Origin of the sequence: Rudaeicoccus suwonensis (assembly GCF_007829035.1) — a bacterium.
Taxonomy (GTDB): Bacteria; Actinomycetota; Actinomycetes; order Actinomycetales; family Dermatophilaceae; genus Rudaeicoccus; species Rudaeicoccus suwonensis.
Genome location: NZ_VIVQ01000002.1, coordinates 125,758 through 144,879 on the forward strand (window position 1 = coordinate 125,758; position 19,122 = coordinate 144,879).

A 19,122-nucleotide genomic window follows, 5' to 3' on the forward strand; every position below is an offset into this window, starting at 1 on the left:
GGCGATCATTTCAGGCAGTCTGTACGCCGCGCCCAGCTTCGTGCGTACCCGCTCGGCCAAGGAGCCCAGATGAACAACACCCCAGCCACGGACGGAGCGGCCCCCACACCGGCCGCGACCTCCACCCAGAGCCCCTCGTTGACGCGGGGCACGATGATCGCCGCAGCTCTCGCCGTCTGCGTCGCGCAGGTCGGCATCGCCATACCGGCCGTGCTCAACGGCTTGTTCCAGCAGGACCTCGGCACCAGCGCCTCGCAGCTGACCTGGATCTCGGACGCCTTCCTGGTGCCGGTCACGCTGCTGGAACTGTCCTTCGGCGTGGTCGGTGACCTCTTCGGTCGCAAGCGCCTGCTTGTCATCGGTGCCGCGCTGCTCGCGATCGGTGAGTTCATCGCGGTGCTGACGCCCGGCCTCAGCTCGAGCACGGGCACCCGGGTCGCCGTGCTGCTGACCGGCCAGGTCATCGCCGGCATCGGCGCAGCGGCGCTCTTCCCGACCTCGCTGGCGATGATCGCAGCAGGCACCCACACCGCCGAACGCCGCAACCGTTCGGTCACCACGTGGGCGGCGATGCTGTCGTTCGGTGGCGCGATCTCGCCGATCGTCGGTGGCTTCCTCGCGCGCTACAGCTTCGGCTCCGACCCCAACGCCAGTTGGCGATGGGGCTTTCTGTTCGTCGGCATCGTGGCCACCCTGTCGGCACTGGTGTCGTGGCGCATGGCCACCAATTCCAGCGCACCACAAGGGCGTTCACTCGACTGGCCAGGTCAGATCACCATCGCCATCGCGCTGTTCGCATTGCTGTTCGCCGTCATACAGGGCCCGACCAGCGGTTGGGGCAGCGGACTCGTCATCGGCGGCTTCATCGTCTTCGTCCTGGCCTTCGTGGCCTTCATCGCGGCCGAACGACGCTCGACGGCACCCCTGCTCAGACTGGATCTGTTCAGCAATCGCGCGTTCGCCATCGCTGCCGTCGCCACGGTGATCGGCATGTTCGCCTTCCTCGGCACGGCATACGCCACGAGCATCCGGTTGTCGTCGATCCAGGGCTTCACCCCGCTGAAGACCTCGATCGCCTTCATCCTGCTCAACGGCATTGCGCTGGTGCAGATGCCACTCACGCACCGGCTGATGACTCGCATCAACCCCAAGTGGCTGCTGTCGGGCGGCATGGGGCTGATCTTCGTCGGCGACCTGTGGATGTCGCAGCTGTCGGCCGCGAACCGGTCGATCGCGCCGATCATCGTGCCGTTGGCACTGGCCGGCATCGGCTTCGCGCTGTCGGTCTCCGCGGTGACCGCCGTCGCCGTCAACACCGCGCCGAACCACCTGGCAGGTATGGCGAGCGGCACCACCAGCCTGTTGCGCGACTTCGGTTTCACCCTCGGCCCGGCCGTGATCGGTGCGGTCGCACTGAGCCACGCAACGACACTGCTGCACGAAAAGATCTCGTCCACCCCCGCTCTCCAGGCAGGACTCAAAGCCTTCCAGCAGGCGCCACAGCACGTGCCGGCCGAGCAGAAGGCCAGCGTGCAGGGTGCGGTCGATGCGGTCATGTCAGGGCCGCTCGGCGCCAACGCCGTGCCGTCGACCGTGACCGCCGGCGGGAAGACCGAACCCTTCAACCCCTTGAAGGACGCGGCCTTCCATGCGCTGAACACGTCATACTCGATCGGGTTCATCGTCTGCGCCATCGGGGCACTGGTGGCCTGTCTGATCGCCATTGCGATTCCCGGCGGAAGCCGCGACGTGCTCATCGAGAGCGACTCGTTGGTGGACCCTGAAGGTGCAACCGCCGCCAATCCGGCGGTCTGACGACAACGCCAGGAATCCTGGGATTTAATGGCCACCATGGTCACCCCGGAATCGGCCGCCGCCTCGCGCGACGAGGCGGCGGCTCATGTCACTCCGCGGCTGCTCTACACCGTCAAGCAGCTCGAACTCGCGGTGCGCGCAGCCATCACGCAGATCGTCGAGCCGCACGATCTGACGGTGACGCAGTACACCGCCCTGTCGGTGCTGGCCCGGCCGCGACCGCAGACGGTGTCCGACCTGGCCCGGCACTCCTTCGTGCGCGCACAGTCGATGTCCGAGGTCATCGGTTCACTCGAAGAACGTAAACTCGTGCGCCGGCGCCGGTATCCGCAAGATCGCAAGCGCATCTACATCGAACTCACCGCCAAGGGCGCCAAACTGCTGGCCTCGCTCGAGGACGACATGAACGGCCTCGAGGACGCGGTCTTCGGCGGCCTGACATCAAGCCAACGACGCCGTATGTCGCAGTGGCTCGGCGACGCTCGATCCAAGGCCGAGCACCTGCACACCTGACGCACGCTCCTCGCACCAGATCGCGACCGCCGCGTCGTGTGCCGATCCCTTGCCGTGCGGACGACTCTGTGCGATTATCAGGAAACCTGATAATTATTGAGGAGCGTGCATGTCCTGCAACGACCTTCACCCGAACCTGCGACTGGAGCAGGACGGACGCGTGGTCACTTTGACGCTCGCTCGGCCGGAGAAGCGAAATGCCCTGTCGGACGGCATCATCGAGGCGATCGATGCCTTTTTCCGCCGGCTTCCGGCTGACGTAGGCGCCGTGGTGATCGCGGCCGACGGCGACCACTTCTGTGCCGGCCTCGACCTTGCCGAGATGAGCAACCGCGACGTGCTCACCGGCGTCGCTCACTCCCGGCAGTGGCATCGGGCCTTCACGACGATCGAGCAGACCGGCGTCCCTGTCGTGGCCGCCCTCAAGGGAGCCGTCGTCGGCGGCGGCCTCGAACTCGCCGCGACCGCGCACATCCGCGTCGCCGACGACACCACGTTCTACGCCCTGCCGGAAGGCCAGCGCGGGTTGTTCGTCGGCGGCGGCGGGTCGGTGCGGATCCCGAAACTCATCGGCATCCCCCGCATGCTCGACATGATGCTCACCGGCCGGCGCTACAACGCGGTCGACGGCGAACGCATCGGCCTGTCGCAGTACGCCGTCGCTGCGGGCGAGTCGCTGCCCGTTGCCACGGAGCTCGCGCACCGTATGTCGCAGAACGCCATACAGACCAATTTTGCTGTCACTCAAGCACTTCCGGCTATTGCAAACCTCAGCCCCCGCGAGGGGCTGCTGATGGAGTCGCTGATGGCGTCCATCGCGCAGAGCACCGATGACGCCAAGGGGCGGATGGCCGACTTCCTCGCCGGCCGCGCCAAGAAGGTGACCGATGACTGAGCAGCGCACCCGCCTACGGCAGCCGGGTGAACCAGTGCACCCCGGCGATCTCATCTGGCAGCCTGCCCCGGATGCGATGCAACGCACCCGAATCGGGCAGTTCATGTCGTGGCTTGCCGAACACCGCGACCTCGAATTCACCTCCTACGAGCAGCTGTGGCAGTGGTCGGTCAGCGACCTCGACGGCTTCTGGGGAGCCTTGTGGGAGTTGTTCGAGATCCGCTCGCACGCGCCATACGAGGCGGTTCTGGGTGACCGCACCATGCCCGGCGCGCAGTGGTTTCCCGGCGCCACCCTCAACTATGCCGAGCACCTGTTCACCGCGCCCGACGACCAGGTCGCGATCATCGCCCGATCTCAGACCCGCGACGACATCGAGTTGACCACGGCGCAACTGCGCGATCAGGTCGCCCGCGCCCGCGAGGTGCTGCTCGCGTCAGGCGTGCGCCGCGGCGACCGCGTCGCTGGATATCTGCCCAACGTCCCCGAAGCCCTCGTGGCCTTCGCCGCGACCGCGAGCATCGGCGCCGTCTGGGCGTCGGTTGCCAGCGAATTCGGCCCGCGCAGCGTCATCGACCGCTTCGCCCAGATCGAGCCGAAGGTGCTGCTGGTCGCCGGCGGCTATCGCTACGGCGACAAGGACATCGACCGGTCCGCCCAGGTCACCGACGTGCTCGCCGAACTGCCGAGCGTGCAAAGGGTATTCGACATCGAGTATGGCGATTGGCGGGCTCCCGGAGCGGAGTCGTGGTCGGCTGCTCTCGCCGAAACCACCGGGGTAGCAATCGAATTCGAGCCGGTGCCCTTCGACCACCCGCTGTTCGTACTCTTCTCTTCAGGCACCACCGGGCAACCCAAGGCGATCGTCCACGGTCACGGCGGGATCCTGCTGGAGCACCTCAAGAACGGCGCACTGTCGTGGGACGTCTTCCCCGGCGACCGGATGTTGTGGTTCACCACCACCGCCTGGATGATGTGGAACGTCCTGGTCTCGGCGCTGGTGCTGCAGGCGACCGCGATCATGGTCGACGGCAACCCCGTCCACCCCGACGAGTCGTGGCAATGGCAGCTCGCGCAGGACACCGGCGCGACGATCATGGGCGCGAGCCCCGGCTTCGTGATGGCATCGCGCAAGGCCGGTGTCACTCTCGACGGGCTGGATCTGCACATTCGAACTGTCGGGTCGTCAGGCGCGCCGATGCCGCCCGAGGGCTACGCGTGGTTGCAGGATCAGCTCGGCCCGGAGCCGCAGATCTGCGTGGGCAGCGGTGGCACCGACGTGTGCAGCGGCCTCGTGCAGAACATGCCGATCGCGCCCGTCTGGGCCGGCGAGATGTCATGCCGGTGTCTTGGCGTCGACGTGCACGCATTCGACGATGACGGCAACGAACTCATCGACCAATTGGGCGAACTCGTGATCACCGCACCGATGCCGTCGATGCCCGTGGCCTTCTGGAACGACCCCGCCGGCGCCAAGCTGCGTGCGGCGTACTTCGACCACTACCCGGGTGTATGGCGACACGGCGACTGGATCGTCATCCACGCCGACGGCAGTTCGCAAGTCGCCGGACGCAGCGATGCGACGCTGAACAGGGGCGGGGTTCGGCTCGGGACGGCCGAGTTCTATCGCGTGATCGAGGAGATCGACGGAGTGCGCGATTCGCTCGTCGTACATCTGGAGGATCCCGCCGGCGGCAACGGCGAGTTGCTGCTGTTCGTGCAGACCGAGCCGGATCATCCGCTCGACGACACGCTGCGTCGCGAGGTGGCCGGGCGGCTGCGTGCCTCGCTGTCGCCGCGCCACGTACCGGACCGCACCACCGAGGTGCCCGTCATACCGCGCAATCTCACGGGAAAGAAATTGGAGCTACCGGTGAAACGGATCCTGCAGGGGGTGCCGCTCGACCAGGTCGCCAGCCGGGACGCACTGGCCGACCCGACTTCGCTGGACGCCTTCGTCGCCCTGGCAGAGGCGCGCTCGGCGGCGGCGTCGTGAGGATCACCGTGCGTACGGTCGCCGTCGTCGGTGCCGGAGCCATCGGTGCGAGCTGGGCGGCACTCGCCCTCCACCAGGGGTATGACGTCATCGCCGCCGACCCGGCCGCCTCCGCGGAGATCACGCTGCGGGCCACGGTCGACCGCCAGTTGCGGGAGTTGCAGCGCATTCATGGCGAAAACATGTGCGGTCAGCTGACATTCACCACTGACATCGAGTCTGCCGCCGCCCGCGCGGACCTGGTGCTGGAGGGCGGTCCGGAGCGGCTGGACGTCAAACGCGAGTTGTTCGCGCGGCTGGACTCGGCGGCCGACGCCGACGTGCTGCTGTGCAGCAGTTCGTCCGGACTTCCGCCGTCGTCCTTCCAGGATGCGTGCACCGAGCACCCCGAACGCGTGCTCGTCACGCATCCGTTCAACCCGCCGCACCTGATGCCGCTGGTCGAGGTCGTCGGCGGTCGGCAGACCAGCGACGCCGCCGTCGAGGCCGCGATGACAGTGATGCGAAGCCTGGACAAGCAGCCGATCCGGCTGCGCCGCGAGCTGCCCGGCCACGTCGCCAACCGCCTGCAGGCCGCCCTCTGGCGAGAGGCGTACTCCCTTGTCGACTCCGGTGCACTGTCGCTGGCCGATATCGACACCGCGATCTCGGCCGGGCCCGGCCTGCGCTGGGCGCTGCTGGGACCCTTTGTGACGCAGCATCTTTCGGGTGGTCCAGGCGGCATCGAACACGTGCTGGAACACCTCGGCCCGCCGATGGTGGAGTGGTGGGACGACCTCGGCCATCCACAGCTGTCGCCTGAGCTGGTGGCCGCGATCGTGGACGGCGTCGACGCCGAACTCGCCGGTGTCGACACCGAGCAACTCGTGACCAGGCGCGATGCCGCCCTCAGCGACCTGTTGGCTCTCAAGGCGCGCCATCACCTCATCGACCTGCAGCCCACGCCGGAGGGCAACGATGCGTGACAACGGAATCGGCTCGTGGACCACCCGGCGCGCACGGATGGACCCACACGGCGTCGCCTTCGTCGAGCGCGGACGGGCACTGACCTACCTGCAGATTCATCAGCGTGCTGAACGCATCGCCCACGTCATACGCGCTCGGGGCGTCGTGGCCGGTGACCGGGTGGCCTACCTGGGCTACAACTCCACCGACTTCATCGCAACGATGTTCGCGACCGCCAAGCTCGGCGCGGTGACCGTGCCGTTGAACACCAGGCTGGCCGCACCCGAGACGGCCTACATCCTGCAGGATTCTGCACCGAGCCTGTTCATCTGGACCGGCCCCTTCGCGAGCATCGTCGCATCGCCGGAGGTCACCGCCCTGGGTCTGCAGACTTTGCGCGTCGAGCCCGGTGACGGCGAATCCCTCTCAGAACTCGCAGGTCTGGGCGAAGGCGAGAGCGTCGACGACGGCGCGACCGGCGCACGCGTCGTCACCTCCGACGAGCCGGTCGAGCTGCCCGACCTGTTCATGATCCAGTACACATCCGGCACGAGTGGGCGCCCCAAAGGCGTGCAGCTCACCCACGGCAACATCACCTGGAATGTCTACAACCTGCTGGTCGACGTCGACATCCGCAGCGACGAGCGGTCGCTCGTCGTCGCGCCCTTGTTCCACACCGCGGCGCTCAACCAGATCCTGTTTCCGACCTTCCTCAAAGGCGGCACGTCATACATCGAGGCGTCCTTCGACCCGGCCGCCGCCCTGCGACTGATCGAATCCGAACGGATCACAACGCTTTTCGGCGTCACCTCGATGTACCTCTCCCTGCGCCAGCAGTCTGCCTGGGAGTCCACAGATCTCAGCAGCCTGCGCAGCGCCCTCAGCGGTGGTGCGCCGCTGCCGGTGCCACTGCTGGAGTCCTACCTCGAGCGCGGGCTGATGATCATCCAGGGATACGGGCTGACCGAATCCTCGCCCGGAGCCACGATGCTGCGGGCCGCCGACGGCGTGCGCAAGGTCGGCTCGGCCGGCAGTGCCTGCTTCTTCAGCGACACCCGCCTGGTCGACCCGACCGGCGCCGATGTCACCGTCGGGCAGATCGGCGAGATCCTCGTGCAGGGCCCGAATGTCACGCCCGGCTACTGGCACCAGCCTGCGGCCACCGAGGTCGCCTTCACCGACGACGGCTGGCTGCACACCGGCGATCTGGGCCGGCTGGATGACGAGGGCTATCTGTATGTCGTCGACCGGGTGAAGGACATGATCATCAGCGGCGGCGAGAACATCTACCCCGCCGAGGTCGAGCAGGCGATCCATTCCCATGCCGATGTCGCCGAGTGTGCAGTGATCGGCGTGCCCGACGAGAAGTGGGGCGAGGTAGGTCGTGCTGTCGTGGTGCCGCGATCGGGTTCGTCCCTCACCGCCGAGGACGTCCTCGCACATCTCGACGGACGAATCGCGCGTTACAAGATCCCCAAGACCGTGATCATCGTCGAAGAGCTGCCACACAACGCGTCGGGCAAGCTGGTCAAGACGCGCGTCCGCGAGGAGTTCGGCACGACCAACGCACAGGAGACACCATGACCTACACCCCGTCGATCGACCTCGACGCGATCGATGCGATCGACATGCACGTGCACATCGAGAGCGACGGCCATGGGCACACCTCCCTCGACGACGAACTCATGGACGCCTCGGCGGCATACTTCCGCCCCTCCGACAATCGCACCCCGACGGTCGCCGACATTGCGGCTCGATACCGCGAAAGACGTATGGCGGCAGTCATTTTCACCGTCGACGCCGCCACCGCGACCGGTCATCCATCGTTGAGCAGCGAGCAGATCGCGACCGAGGCGGCCGCGCACTCCGACGTGGTGATCCCGTTCGGGTCGGTGGACCCGCACCGCGGCAAGGACGCGATCGACCAGGCCCGACGACTGGTCGAGGACTACGGGGTGCGCGGCTTCAAATTCCACCCCAGCCTGCAGGCCTTCGAACCCAACGAACCGTCGTTCTATCCGTTATGGGAGCAGTTGGAGTCGCTGGGTGTCCCGGCGTTGTTCCACACCGGTCAGAACGGCATCGGCGCCGGGCTGCCCGGCGGGCGGGGCATCAAACTGCGCTACTCCAACCCGATCCTGCTCGACGACGTCGCGGCCGACTTTCCGGCTCTGACCGTGATCCTCGCGCACCCGTCGGTGCCCTGGCAGGGCGAGGCCATCTCGATGGCCACCCACAAAGCGAACGTCTACATCGACCTGTCCGGATGGTCGCCGACCTACTTTCCGGCCGAGCTGGTCAAGGCTGCCGGCAGCTTCCTGCGCTCCAAGGTGTTGTTCGGCAGCGACTATCCGCTGATCGCACCAGAGCGCTGGATCAGCGACTTCGAGAAGCTCGGCATCAAGCCCGAGGTCATGCCGAAAGTGTTGAAGGACAACGCGATCGGAGTCCTCAACCTCCGCTGAGACCTACCTCCGGCACGTGCGTTGACGGGTATGTCGCAGCCGGCCTGACTCCGATCGGCGCTGTCGACGGTTAAGGTCCATCGGGTGAGCACAGCACCCTCCGACAGTGGATCGGCCCTGCGCAGTGACAGTGGCCGTCAGGTGCAGCAGTTCATCATCACGATCCTCGCGACGTGGGCGCGCGGCGAGCACAGCGTCGTGCCGGTGGCGGATCTGATCGGTCTGATGGCGTCGCTGGACGTCGATCCGCCGGCGGTCCGATCGGCGCTCGCCCGGCTCAAGAAACGCGAGGTGCTGCTCAGCGCGCGGGCCGGGCGAGCTGCGGCATACGAACTCAATCCGCGTCTGGAGCGCATCTTCGCCGAGGGCGATGCCCGCATCTTCCATCCGCAGCGCGCGGCGGCGACTGACCCGTGGCTGGTCGCGTTGTTCACGGTGCCCGAGGCCGAGCGGAGCAGCCGCCACCTGCTACGAAAACGCCTGACGAACCTCGGATTCGGCACGATCGCGCCCGGATCGTGGATTGCTCCTGCACACCTGCTGACTGCGACCAAAGAAGCCCTGCAGCGAGACGGACTCGATCACTACGTCGAGATGTTCGTCTCCAGGCCGGACGATGCGACATGCGCCGACGAGCTGCGACACAAGGTTGCGCAGTGGTGGGATCTGGACGAATTGCACCGGCAGTATGCCGAATTCGTCACTCGTTATGCCCCACTGCACGACGACCACACGAACGGACGGACCACAGATGCCGCGGCGTTCGCGACCTACGTGCGCTTGGTGACGGATTGGCGGCGGTTGCCCTACCGCGACCCCGGCCTACCGGTCGCCTATCTACCGGCGGACTGGGTGGGGCTCGTGGCAGAGCAGCTGTTCACCGATCTGCACCGGCAGTTGTCGGCACCCGCAACGGCACTAGTGCGCTGAATCTTCCGGCACGCGCAGCCGATCGTCGGGAATCACTGCGACGCCGAGGATTTCGATCATCGCCTCCGGTTGCCACAGCGCGGTGCATCCGATGCCGGCCATTGCGGGATAGTGCGCTCCGGCCAGCTCGCGCCACACGGCACCGATCTGCCGACCGTGGGCCTGATAGTCAGGGATGTCGGTCAAGAAGATCGTGATGCTGGTGAGATCCCCCGGCCGGCCACCTGCCTCGGCCAAGGTCGCGAGCACGTTGCCGAACGCCTGGCGAAATTGCTCCACGATGCCACCGGGGACGATCTGCATGTTCGCGTCGAGCGCTGTCTGACCGCCGAGGTAGAGGGTGTTGCCGCTCAGGGTTCCATGCGAATAGCCAGACGGCGCAGGAAGATTCGCCGGATTGATGGCGTAGTTGACCATTGCTGAACCTCTTCACCGGATGTCGATCTCGGAAGGTCTATTGACCTGTTGTTACGACCGTGAAATTATCACAACACACGATCAGGCGAACCGGTCACCAACGAGAGGCGCAGTGTCGATGAACTTCGATTTCTCCGACTACCAGCTTGAGGGCGACCCGTCCGCCTGGGTGAGCGAGGACGGCATCCTGCGCCCCGTGGTCACCCGCGCCGGGGAGGAAGACGGCCGGACCATGAATTCCGGTGGCGCCGTTCGGATGTCCGGCGTGAGCATCCAGCACACGCCCGCCCGCCGACTGTGGTTCGGCAAGGTGCAGAACGATCCCGGCTTCCGGTCAGGGATCCACCACCACGGCGAAGCCGAGACCGGCGGGTACGTGCTGTCCGGGCGCGCCCGGATCTACTACGGCAACGACTTTGCCGATCACCTCGACATGGAGGAGGGCGACTGGGTGTTCGTGCCGCCGTTCCTGCCGCACATCGAGTGCAACATGTCCACGACGCAGGAGTTGGTCTGGATGACCACCCGCACCCCGGAGAACCTCGTGGTCAACATCGGCGACGTCGACGACTCGATGCTGCCGGGCTTCCGCCGCGCATGACCGAACCAGCCACCGCAGATCGTCTGCGCCGCGCCCTCGCTCTCAACCAGGTCGAGCCGGATGCCGAAACCGCCGGCGTCGACGAGGTTTTCGAGGGCATCAGCCAATGGGTGCCCTGGCCCAAGGCGTATGGCGGGGACCTTGTCGCACAGGCAGCCGTCGCCATGATGCGCACCGCGCCCGCGGACAAGACCATGCACTCGATGCACAGCTATTTCATGCGGCCGGTCGACATCGATGCGCCGGTTCGCTATTCCGTCGAGCGGGTGCGTGACGGGCGAGGGTATGCCACGCGAGCGGTGCGCGGCATACAGAACGGGAAGGAGGCCTATCGCGCGATGGCGTCCTTCCATGCCTGCGAGCGCGGCGGCAGCTTCGCCGCCTCAATGCCCGAGGTGCCGGCGGCCGGCGACCTGCCGTCCTCGCAGGACTACCTCGACGCTGTCGACGCGTCGCAGGACACCGGGACGATGACACCCGAGTCACGCGAATACTGGTCGACCGGGCGCAGTTTCGACATGCGCCATGTGCCTGGCCCGGTCTATCTGACGGTCGACGGTGGCCGCCAGCCGCACCAGGCGGTCTGGATCCGGCCGTTCGCCGATCTGGGACAGATCGCTGGCTTGACTGAGCAGCAGCGCGATGTGGCTGCCCTCGCCTACGCCTGCGATTACACGATTCTCGAGCCGGTGCTGCGGGTCCTTGGCCACGCCTGGGCCGAGCCTGGGCTGGTCACCGCAAGCCTCGATCACGCCATGTGGTTCCACCGGCCGGCCGCCGTCAACGGCTGGCTGCTCTATGCCCAGGAGGCAGTTGCCGCCGACGCCGGTCGAGGGCTCGGCCTGGGCCGATTCTTCACCGCTGACGGCGTGCACGTGGCGACAGTCGCCCAAGAAGGAATGCTCCGCGTCCCCTGACGCCCTCCCACCAAGGACCACCCATGCAGTTGTCCGCTTCAGCTCATGTCGACACCTTCACCCGCGACAACCTGCCCGACCCGCAGTTGTGGCCACGACTGCAGTTCACGCTCCCGCAACTGCAGTACCCCGACCGCCTCAACGCCGCGGCCGTGTTGCTGGACGACACGGTCGAACGGCTGGGCCGCGACCGCTCGGCGTTGCTGATGCCTGACGGCACGAGATGGACGTATGGCGATCTGCAGGACCGATCCCGTCAGATCGCGAACGTGCTCGTCGACCGCTTCGGTGTCGTGCCCGGGTCGCGTGTCGTGCTCCGATCGCCGAACAACCCGTGGTTGGTCGCCTGCTGGTTGGGTGTCCTGCGGGCTGGCGGCGTCGTCGTCACGACCATGCCGATGCTGCGCGCGACGGAACTGGCACCGGTGCTCGACCGCACCCGGCCCGCGCTCGTGGTGGCCGATCACAGGTTCGCCGCTGAGGTGAGCGGCCTGGTCGACGAGCGATGCGCCTTGGTCACCGTCGGTGGTGACGGCGAGGACGATCTGGTCCAGCTGTGCGCCGCCGCCCAGGCACACTTCACCGACATCGAGACAGCGGCCGACGACGTCGCCCTGCTCGGGCCGACCTCGGGCACGACCGGCGTCCCGAAGGTCACGATGCACTTCCACCGCGACATCATCTCGATCGCCGAAACCTTCGGGCGAGAGCTGGTGCACCTGCATCCGGACGATCTCGTGTCGTGCACGGCGCCGCTTGCCTTCACCTTCGGGCTGGGCGCGTTGGTCGTCTTCCCGCTGCGGGCAGGCGCAGCCGCGCTGCTCACCGAGACGGCCACGCCATCCGAACTAGCGCACTACGTCTCGCAATTCGAGGTCACGGCGTTGTTCACAGCGCCGACGGCGTACCGCGCGATCCTCGCCGCCGACGAGGCACATCTGCTGGCTTCGGTGCGGGTTGCGGTGTCCGCCGGTGAGCACATCAGCGAGCAGACCTGGCGCGCGATGCGCGAACAGACCGGCCTGCAGATCATCGACGGCATCGGGGCGACCGAGATGCTGCACGTCTTCATCTCGGCCGCCGGCGACGACATACGACCCGGCGCGACCGGTCGGCCGGTGCCCGGCTTCGAGGCGGCGGTCCTGGATGCCGACGGCAATCCCGTGCCCGACGGTGAGCCCGGGTTGCTCGGAGTCGTGGGACCCACCGGTTGTCGCTATCTGGACGACGATCGCCAACGCAGCTACGTGCTGGCCGGCTGGAACATCACCGGAGACACCTTCGTGCGCGATGCCGACGGCTACTTCCATTTCCAGGCCCGCTCCGACGACATGATCGTCTCCTCCGGTTACAACATCGGTGCTCCCGAGGTGGAGTCGGCCATCGTCGGTCACCCGGACGTGCTCGAAGCGGCTGTCGTCGCCAAGCCCGACCTGGCGCGCGGCACGATCGTGTGCGCCTTCGTGGTGTTGCGCGAAGGTGTTGCTGCAGACGCGGCGAAGGCGGCGGAGCTTCAGGACTACGTGAAGTCCGTGATCGCGCCATACAAGTACCCGCGCGAGATCCGCTTTGTGGAAGGCCTGCCACGAAACCCCAGCGGCAAGGTGCAGCACTTCCTGCTGCGCAAACGGATTCGCGCCGAGATCGAGGCGGCGGCAGCCGCGGACAGGACACAGCCATGAAGGTGGCCATCGTCGGCGCCGGCCCGGGTGGGCTCTACCTCGCCGCGCTGCTGAAGCAGCTCGACACGACGCACGAGGTCACCGTCTGGGAGCGCAATGCGGCGGACGACACCTTCGGCTTCGGTGTCGTCTTCTCCGATGAGACCCTCGGCGGTATCACCAACGCAGACCCGGTCGTGTTCGAGGCGATGGCAGGCTCATTCGCGCGATGGACCGACATAGACGTGCACTTCCGCGGCGAGACGCACACGGTCGGCGGCCAGGGTTTCGCGGCAATGTCCCGCAAGGAGTTGCTGTTGCTGTTGCAGCAGCGGTGCTCCGACCTCGGTGTCGCAGTGCACTTCAGCACACCGGCTCCCGATGTCGACGTTCTGCGTGGCAGCCATGACCTGGTCGTGGGCGCCGACGGCGTCAACTCCACGATCCGCGGGCACTTTGCCGCCGACTTCGGGCCCAGCCTGGATCCGCGGCACAACAAGTTCATCTGGCTCGGGACCGACCGGGTCTTCGAAGCGTTCCAGTTCTTCATCAAGCAGACACAGTGGGGCACCATGCAGGTGCACGGCTATCCCTACTCCGATGCGGGGTCGACGTTCATCGTCGAGATGCACGAGGACGTATGGCGCAGAGCGGGTTTCGACGCAACCGAACACGAGAACTTCGGCCCTGGACAATCCGATGAACGTGCCGTCGCGCGCCTGGCGGAGATCTTCGCCGACGAGTTGGCCGGGCACGATCTGCAGGCCAACAACTCCAAGTGGATCAGCTTCACCACCGTGCGCAACCAGCATTGGCACACCGGCAACCTGGTGCTCGTCGGTGATGCAGCGCACACGGCACACTTCTCCATCGGCTCCGGCACCAAGCTGGCCATGGAGGATTCATTGGCCCTGGCCGCCTGTCTGCACGAAAACCCCGACGTGCCAACAGCGCTCGCGGCATACGAACTCGAGCGACGGCCGGTCGTCGAGTCGACACAACGAGCCGCGCAGGCGTCGCTGGAGTGGTTCGAATCCATCGGCATGTATGTCGACCAGGAGCCCGCCCAGTTCTGTTTCAACCTGCTCACCCGCTCGCGCCGCATCACCTACGACAACCTGTGCCTGCGCGATCCGGGATTCGCCGCGACCGTCGACGCTGCCTGGGCAGCGCAGCGCGGCCTGCCGGACGTCGCTCCGGCGATGTTCCAGCCGGTGCGCATCGGCCGGCTCGAGTTGAAGAACCGTGTCGTCGTCTCGCCGATGGACATGTATTCGGCGACCGACGGTGTGCCGGGCGAGTTTCACCTGGTGCACTTGGGGTCGAAGGCGCTCGGCGGTGCGGGTCTGGTGATGACCGAGATGGTGTGTGTGTCGGCGAACGGGCGGATCACACCGGGATGCACGGGGCTCTACACCGATGAGCAGGCTGCCGCGTGGCGCCGCATCACCGACTTCGTGCACGAGCGCAGCAATGCCCGGATCGGCTTGCAGTTGGGGCATTCCGGACGCAAGGGCTCGACCAAGCTGATGTGGGACGGCATCGACCAACCGCTGGACGACGGCAACTGGCCGGTCGTCGCACCCTCGCCGCTGGCGTACCTGCCGAACTCGCAGGTGCCGCATGAGCTCACGATTGCCGAACTGCAGGGGGTGCGCGACGAGTTCGTGACAGCCGTACGTCGCGGTGCAGAGGCAGGCTTCGATCTGCTGGAGTTGCACTGCGCGCACGGCTATCTGCTGTCGTCCTTCCTGTCCCCGCTCACGAATCTGCGCACGGACGAGTATGGCGGCTCACTTGAGGCAAGGCTGCGTTTTCCACTGGAGGTGCTGGACGCAATTCGTACGGTCTGGCCGGCGAGTCGCCCTGTGACCGTTCGGCTTTCGGCGACCGACTGGGCTGAGGGTGGCACGACCGTCGAGGATGCCGTGCAGATCGCGCAGGCCTTCGTCGACCATGGCGTCGATGGCATCGACGTCTCGACTGGTCAGGTCGTGTCCACCGAACGCCCGGCCTTCGGCCGGTCGTATCAGACACCATTCGCCGACGTGCTGCGTCACCGGGTGGCGGCGCCGGCCGGCGTCGCGGTGATGGCTGTGGGTGCGATCTCGTCGTACGACGACGTGAACTCGATCCTGCTGGCCGGTCGCGCCGACCTCTGTGCGCTCGGCCGCACCCACCTCTACAACCCGAACTGGACCCTGCAGGCGGCCGCCGAGCAGGAGTGGTCGGGGGCCGGCGCACAGTGGCCACCGCAGTTCGCAGCCGGGCGCCGCAAGCCGCCGACTGCCCGGACCGACGCTGTTCGGCCGCGCCTGTCCATGTTGCGCGAGGAGACGGACCAGCCACAGACGCACCTGCGGTGGACGCCGCACCGTCGAGAGGTCGGTGTCTGATGGATGGCGAAACGGCATACGTGCCAGCAGGTTTCAGCCAGGAGCTCGTCGTGCAGTGGAGCGACACCGACGCGGCGGGGCACCATCATCACACCGCGATCGCGCGTTTCGCCGAGGCGACGGAAGCCGCCTGGATGCGTGCGCTCGCACTGCCGGACTACTTCGGCCGGGCACCTCGCGTGCGCTACGAGGTCGACTATCTCGACCGACTTTTTTTCGGGCAGAGCGTTCGCGTGACCCTGCGCATCACTCATGTCGGCACCTCCTCGTTGCACTTCGCCTTCGAGGTGTGGGCGCTGGACGATCAGGGCGATCCGACCGTCCGGGCTGCCGCTGGCAAGTACGTCACCGTGCATGCGTCCGACGCGACCAGCAGCGCGAGCCCGTGGCCGCCGCTGTGGCGCGAGCGTCTCACGGCTGCAGCCGACGCGCCGCGCTGATCGCCACCGCCTCGGTGATGACCAGCAGCACCAGTGCGAGGGTCAACCCCGCCCACGCATGACCGTGGCGGACGATCAGCGCCCCCGCCGCCGCACCGCAACCCATGCCGACCACCGCCAGGATCCTCTTCACCCAGACGGTCGACGACACGTCATGGTCGGCGCCGAGGCCGGTCAGTGTCATGGTCAGCACCGTCGTCGTCAGATCCGGCACGGCGACCTTGCGGACCACCGCGTTGCGCACGCCGAGCGCCACCGCGAGCACCCCGGCGATGACCGCTGCCGGTCCGTCGGTCAGTTGCGGGCCGAGGACGATGCTGATGACGAGCGAGATGGCGACGAGCACGATCTCGACAAGCACGCTGTCGCGCACCAACCGAAGCCGGTCCAGCCGACTGTGGCGCACGAATCGGCCGCCAGCGATCGCGCCGATCAGGAATCCCGCCAGGGCGGACAACGACGCCGCCAGCGAGAAGCCGGGCGTACCCACCAGGGCGAAACTGATGAAGACGATGTTGCCGGTCATGTTGGCGACGAACACGTGGCCGAGTGTCAGCAGGCTGACAGCGTCCACCACGCCGGTCACGACGGTGAGCAGGAGCAACAGCACCGGCAGCACACCATGTTTCGGATCGGCCACGAGCGACCCGACAATGCCCGGGCTCGGAGAGTCGGAAGTTGTGTCAGCCGGCACGGGTCAGATGTAGTCGGGTGCTGCAGGAAGGCCGAAATAGGTTTCGAGACAATGGAATCCGCGTGCTTGATAGTCCGCGGCGAGTTCGGTGCCGAGATACCGAACGTGCCAGGGTTCGTAGTCGTAGCCGGTGATGTTCTGCCGACCCGGCTGGTAGCGCACGATGAACCCGAATCGATGTGCGTTGGCTGCGACCCACTCTCCTGCGGTGGTCGAGCCGAAACATGTGTTGAGTGTGCAGACGCCGCTGGCCTGCTGCACGTCGATCGCCAGGCCGAGCTGATGCTCGGAGTGACCGGCCATGGCGGACTCGTGCTCGGCATCCTGCTGTCCGAGCGTCTGCGACCACGACGAGAAGGTGCTGGCCTGATCGGCATACGAGCGGTAGCCGCTGGTGATGCCGAGCGTGATCCCGGCGGACCTTGCGGCATCCGCCATCGCCTCGTATGCCGACGCCGTCTCCGCCCTCATCAGGTGACCGGTGCTCGCCGTCAGCCCGGACGGCACATACGACGACGGCAACGCGATCGCCTTGTTGCACACCCGCCACAACGAGTCGTTGAAGTCGGCCGGCGTGGTCGACACGGTGAAATTCTGCCGATGCTGACCGTTGCCGAGCACGTATGACGCTGCCGAACCTGCGGGGACCGCGAAGGTCAACAGAGCGGTCCCGGAGTGCACCTGGGCAGTGGCCAGCGATGTGCCCGAGGCCGTCGTGACCTCGGCGGTCGGCGCGGTGATGCCGGACGCCAGTACCGCGGCGCGTGTCGTGGTCACGGGAAAGACCGTGAGACGGGCTTCCGAACCGGGGACGGCGTGGGCGACGGGTTCCACCTTGTGGGTGCTGCCCGGCGCGGGCATGGCGCTCCGGTGCCCTGTCCCACGCCCGGCGGCGTCAGTGGCACGTCCGGCGACACGACCTGCGGCGATGAACAGTGCTGAGCCTCCGACGACGGCGATCGCGGTGCGACGGGAGACACCGTTCAACGGCAATGAGCCGTGGTTGTCAGACACCGGAAACCTTTCCGCCGAGATACAGGTGATGCGGGTGATCGGTGTCCAGCCTATCGAGGTCGATGCGGGTCACCTGGGAATCTCGGGACAGGAGCGCGTCGGCGGTGATCGAATCGGTGGCGGCGACCCCCGCAGATCCTGCGCGAAAGGATCCGGCCGGGCGCCGATCAGCCTCGCTCGTCAGATCGGCGACCAGGGCTTGTGCACCCGCAGCAACTCCCAGCACCACGCCACCTGCAGCGCGAGGAATCCGAGGACCATCAGCCCGAAGACGACATCAGTGCGCCAGCGGCTGCGCTCCTCGAGTCGACGGGCGCCGCCGGCACCGATCGCGATCACGCCGAGCGGGAAGGTGAAGAGCATGAAGCGGTACTGGCTGGTGAAGACCTCGCCCACTGCGCCGATGTACACCGCGTAGGCCAGGCACCACACGCGCAGCTGCAGTCCGAGGCGGCGCGACCACGGCCCGAACAGCGCGACCAAGAAGATCACGATGCAGGCCACCAGCACCACCTTGCCGCCGAGGTCACCGAAATGGACCTCGAAACCCCGGATCCAGCCCCGGAACGGGCGACTGTCCTTGCCGTGCGTCCACGCGTGCTCGGTGTCCACGTATGCCGACCGCACGCCCGTGCGCCACCAGACGTATGCCGGCCAGGCGCCGGTCGCCACCACGAAGGCCACCGCCATGGCTACCACCGACGCCACCTCGGAGCGCTCGACGGCTCGACCGGAGCGACCCTTCCAACGCATCCAGCAGGCCGCCGCAGCCACCGGGACCAGTGGGACCGTCAGAGGCCGGGTCAGTCCGAGCACCAGCACCAGACCGGCGACGGTCAGCCACCGGAATCGCGCCAATGCCAACAGGATTCCGAGGAACAACAGCATGCCGAGGCTCTCGGAATAGGTCATCTGAAGCACCGGCGAGGCCGGCCACACGGCATACAGAATGACGGTCATCCAGGTGGCGCGTGCCCCGATCAGCGGCATGAACAGCAACACCATCAGCGGCACCGCGGCGATACCGACGATCAAGGCGAACAGCGAACCGACAACCGAGAACGAGCCGCCGGTGAGATACATGAGGGCGTGCGTGAGTTCGGGGTACACCGGCAGGAATGCCCAGGAGTTCGGGACCACCCGGCCGTGATGGTAGGGCAGCACGGAGGGGTAGCCGTGCTCGATGATCGTGTGGAACCAGCGACCGTCCCACGACCCGGCGATCGTCCAGTAGTCGATGTGCGGGTACGGGTCGATGCGGTACTTCGCCAGATTGCGCGCGGAACTGTGCGCCGCGATCCAGCAGATCAGCACAGCCGAGACCACTCGGGCGAGCAGATAGCCGCCGAGCGCGATCGCGATGACCTTGGCCCGTCCGGCGATCGGGACGGCAGTCAGGGGTTCGCGCACCGGGTCAGTAAAC

Annotated in this window: 18 protein-coding genes; 13 read left to right on the forward strand and 5 right to left on the reverse strand. The window is 66.8% G+C overall.

Annotation, left to right across the window (positions count from 1 at the left end):
• Nucleotides 1–69: 69 nt before the first annotated feature.
• The 8 genes from BKA23_RS11815 to BKA23_RS11850 all read left to right on the forward strand — a co-directional run bounded on the left by BKA23_RS11815 (nucleotide 70) and on the right by BKA23_RS11850 (nucleotide 9,559).
• Entirely contained in the window at nucleotides 70–1,815 is a 1,746-nt protein-coding gene (locus BKA23_RS11815) for an MFS transporter (protein WP_145228781.1), read from the forward strand.
• A 36-nt stretch (nucleotides 1,816–1,851) separates the two neighbouring features.
• On the forward strand, nucleotides 1,852–2,328 hold the full coding sequence (locus tag BKA23_RS11820) for a MarR family winged helix-turn-helix transcriptional regulator (RefSeq protein ID WP_170226496.1): 477 nt from the start codon (nucleotides 1,852–1,854) through the stop codon (nucleotides 2,326–2,328).
• 109 nt (nucleotides 2,329–2,437) lie between these two features.
• Nucleotides 2,438–3,223, forward strand: a complete 786-nt coding sequence (locus tag BKA23_RS11825) for a crotonase/enoyl-CoA hydratase family protein (RefSeq protein ID WP_145228783.1) — start codon at nucleotides 2,438–2,440, stop codon at nucleotides 3,221–3,223.
• The gene (locus BKA23_RS11830) at nucleotides 3,216–5,219 is read left to right on the forward strand and encodes an acetoacetate--CoA ligase (RefSeq protein ID WP_145228784.1); all 2,004 of its coding nucleotides are present in this window, start codon (nucleotides 3,216–3,218) and stop codon (nucleotides 5,217–5,219) included. The genes BKA23_RS11825 and BKA23_RS11830 overlap by 8 nt, the downstream gene beginning before the upstream one ends.
• A gap of 8 nt (nucleotides 5,220–5,227) precedes the next feature.
• Nucleotides 5,228–6,184: a 3-hydroxyacyl-CoA dehydrogenase NAD-binding domain-containing protein gene (locus BKA23_RS11835; RefSeq protein WP_246104633.1), complete on the forward strand. Its 957-nt coding sequence runs from the start codon at nucleotides 5,228–5,230 to the stop codon at nucleotides 6,182–6,184.
• Nucleotides 6,177–7,748, forward strand: a complete 1,572-nt coding sequence (locus BKA23_RS11840; RefSeq protein WP_145228786.1) for an acyl-CoA synthetase — start codon at nucleotides 6,177–6,179, stop codon at nucleotides 7,746–7,748. The genes BKA23_RS11835 and BKA23_RS11840 overlap by 8 nt, the downstream gene beginning before the upstream one ends.
• Entirely contained in the window at nucleotides 7,745–8,629 is an 885-nt protein-coding gene (locus tag BKA23_RS11845; protein WP_145228787.1) for an amidohydrolase family protein, read from the forward strand. Before BKA23_RS11840 ends, BKA23_RS11845 begins: the two co-directional genes overlap by 4 nt.
• Before the next feature lie 84 nt (nucleotides 8,630–8,713).
• Nucleotides 8,714–9,559 carry a PaaX family transcriptional regulator gene (locus tag BKA23_RS11850; RefSeq protein WP_211841705.1) on the forward strand — a complete coding sequence of 282 codons (846 nt, stop codon included), beginning with the start codon at nucleotides 8,714–8,716 and terminating at the stop codon, nucleotides 9,557–9,559.
• On the opposite strand, the gene BKA23_RS11855 is transcribed toward BKA23_RS11850, so the two are convergent.
• Nucleotides 9,548–9,976 (reverse strand): RidA family protein, encoded by a 429-nt coding sequence (locus BKA23_RS11855; RefSeq protein WP_145228788.1) that lies wholly within the window; start codon nucleotides 9,974–9,976, stop codon nucleotides 9,548–9,550. The two genes, BKA23_RS11850 and BKA23_RS11855, sit on opposite strands and share 12 nt — an antisense overlap.
• 118 nt (nucleotides 9,977–10,094) lie before the next feature.
• On the opposite strand from BKA23_RS11855, the gene BKA23_RS11860 reads away from it, so the two are divergent.
• Genes BKA23_RS11860 through BKA23_RS11880 form a run of 5 tightly spaced genes read left to right on the forward strand, consistent with a single transcriptional unit; the run spans nucleotide 10,095 to nucleotide 15,991 of the window.
• Nucleotides 10,095–10,577, forward strand: a complete 483-nt coding sequence (locus BKA23_RS11860) for a cupin domain-containing protein (protein WP_145228789.1) — start codon at nucleotides 10,095–10,097, stop codon at nucleotides 10,575–10,577.
• Nucleotides 10,574–11,494, forward strand: coding sequence for an acyl-CoA thioesterase (locus BKA23_RS11865; RefSeq protein ID WP_145228790.1), 921 nt, complete (start codon nucleotides 10,574–10,576; stop codon nucleotides 11,492–11,494). Before BKA23_RS11860 ends, BKA23_RS11865 begins: the two co-directional genes overlap by 4 nt.
• A gap of 23 nt (nucleotides 11,495–11,517) precedes the next feature.
• The gene (locus BKA23_RS11870) at nucleotides 11,518–13,176 is read left to right on the forward strand and encodes an AMP-binding protein (protein ID WP_145228791.1); all 1,659 of its coding nucleotides are present in this window, start codon (nucleotides 11,518–11,520) and stop codon (nucleotides 13,174–13,176) included.
• The gene (locus BKA23_RS11875; protein WP_145228792.1) at nucleotides 13,173–15,551 is read left to right on the forward strand and encodes a bifunctional salicylyl-CoA 5-hydroxylase/oxidoreductase; all 2,379 of its coding nucleotides are present in this window, start codon (nucleotides 13,173–13,175) and stop codon (nucleotides 15,549–15,551) included. The genes BKA23_RS11870 and BKA23_RS11875 overlap by 4 nt, the downstream gene beginning before the upstream one ends.
• Nucleotides 15,551–15,991, forward strand: coding sequence for an acyl-CoA thioesterase (locus BKA23_RS11880; protein ID WP_211841706.1), 441 nt, complete (start codon nucleotides 15,551–15,553; stop codon nucleotides 15,989–15,991). The genes BKA23_RS11875 and BKA23_RS11880 overlap by 1 nt, the downstream gene beginning before the upstream one ends.
• Here the strand turns inward: BKA23_RS11880 and BKA23_RS11885 are convergent.
• The 4 genes from BKA23_RS11885 to BKA23_RS11900 are packed head-to-tail and all read right to left on the reverse strand — an operon-like array spanning nucleotide 15,963 to nucleotide 19,109.
• Nucleotides 15,963–16,685 carry a YoaK family protein gene (locus tag BKA23_RS11885; RefSeq protein WP_211841707.1) on the reverse strand — a complete coding sequence of 241 codons (723 nt, stop codon included), beginning with the start codon at nucleotides 16,683–16,685 and terminating at the stop codon, nucleotides 15,963–15,965. The genes BKA23_RS11880 and BKA23_RS11885 overlap by 29 nt on opposite strands.
• Nucleotides 16,686–16,688: 3 nt before the next feature.
• Nucleotides 16,689–17,699 carry a M15 family metallopeptidase gene (locus BKA23_RS18010; RefSeq protein ID WP_246104634.1) on the reverse strand — a complete coding sequence of 337 codons (1,011 nt, stop codon included), beginning with the start codon at nucleotides 17,697–17,699 and terminating at the stop codon, nucleotides 16,689–16,691.
• Nucleotides 17,692–17,925: a hypothetical protein gene (locus tag BKA23_RS11895; RefSeq protein ID WP_145228793.1), complete on the reverse strand. Its 234-nt coding sequence runs from the start codon at nucleotides 17,923–17,925 to the stop codon at nucleotides 17,692–17,694. Before BKA23_RS11895 ends, BKA23_RS18010 begins: the two co-directional genes overlap by 8 nt.
• Nucleotides 17,880–19,109: a hypothetical protein gene (locus BKA23_RS11900; protein ID WP_145228794.1), complete on the reverse strand. Its 1,230-nt coding sequence runs from the start codon at nucleotides 19,107–19,109 to the stop codon at nucleotides 17,880–17,882. The genes BKA23_RS11895 and BKA23_RS11900 overlap by 46 nt, the downstream gene beginning before the upstream one ends.
• Between the last annotated feature and the right edge of the window lie 13 nt (nucleotides 19,110–19,122).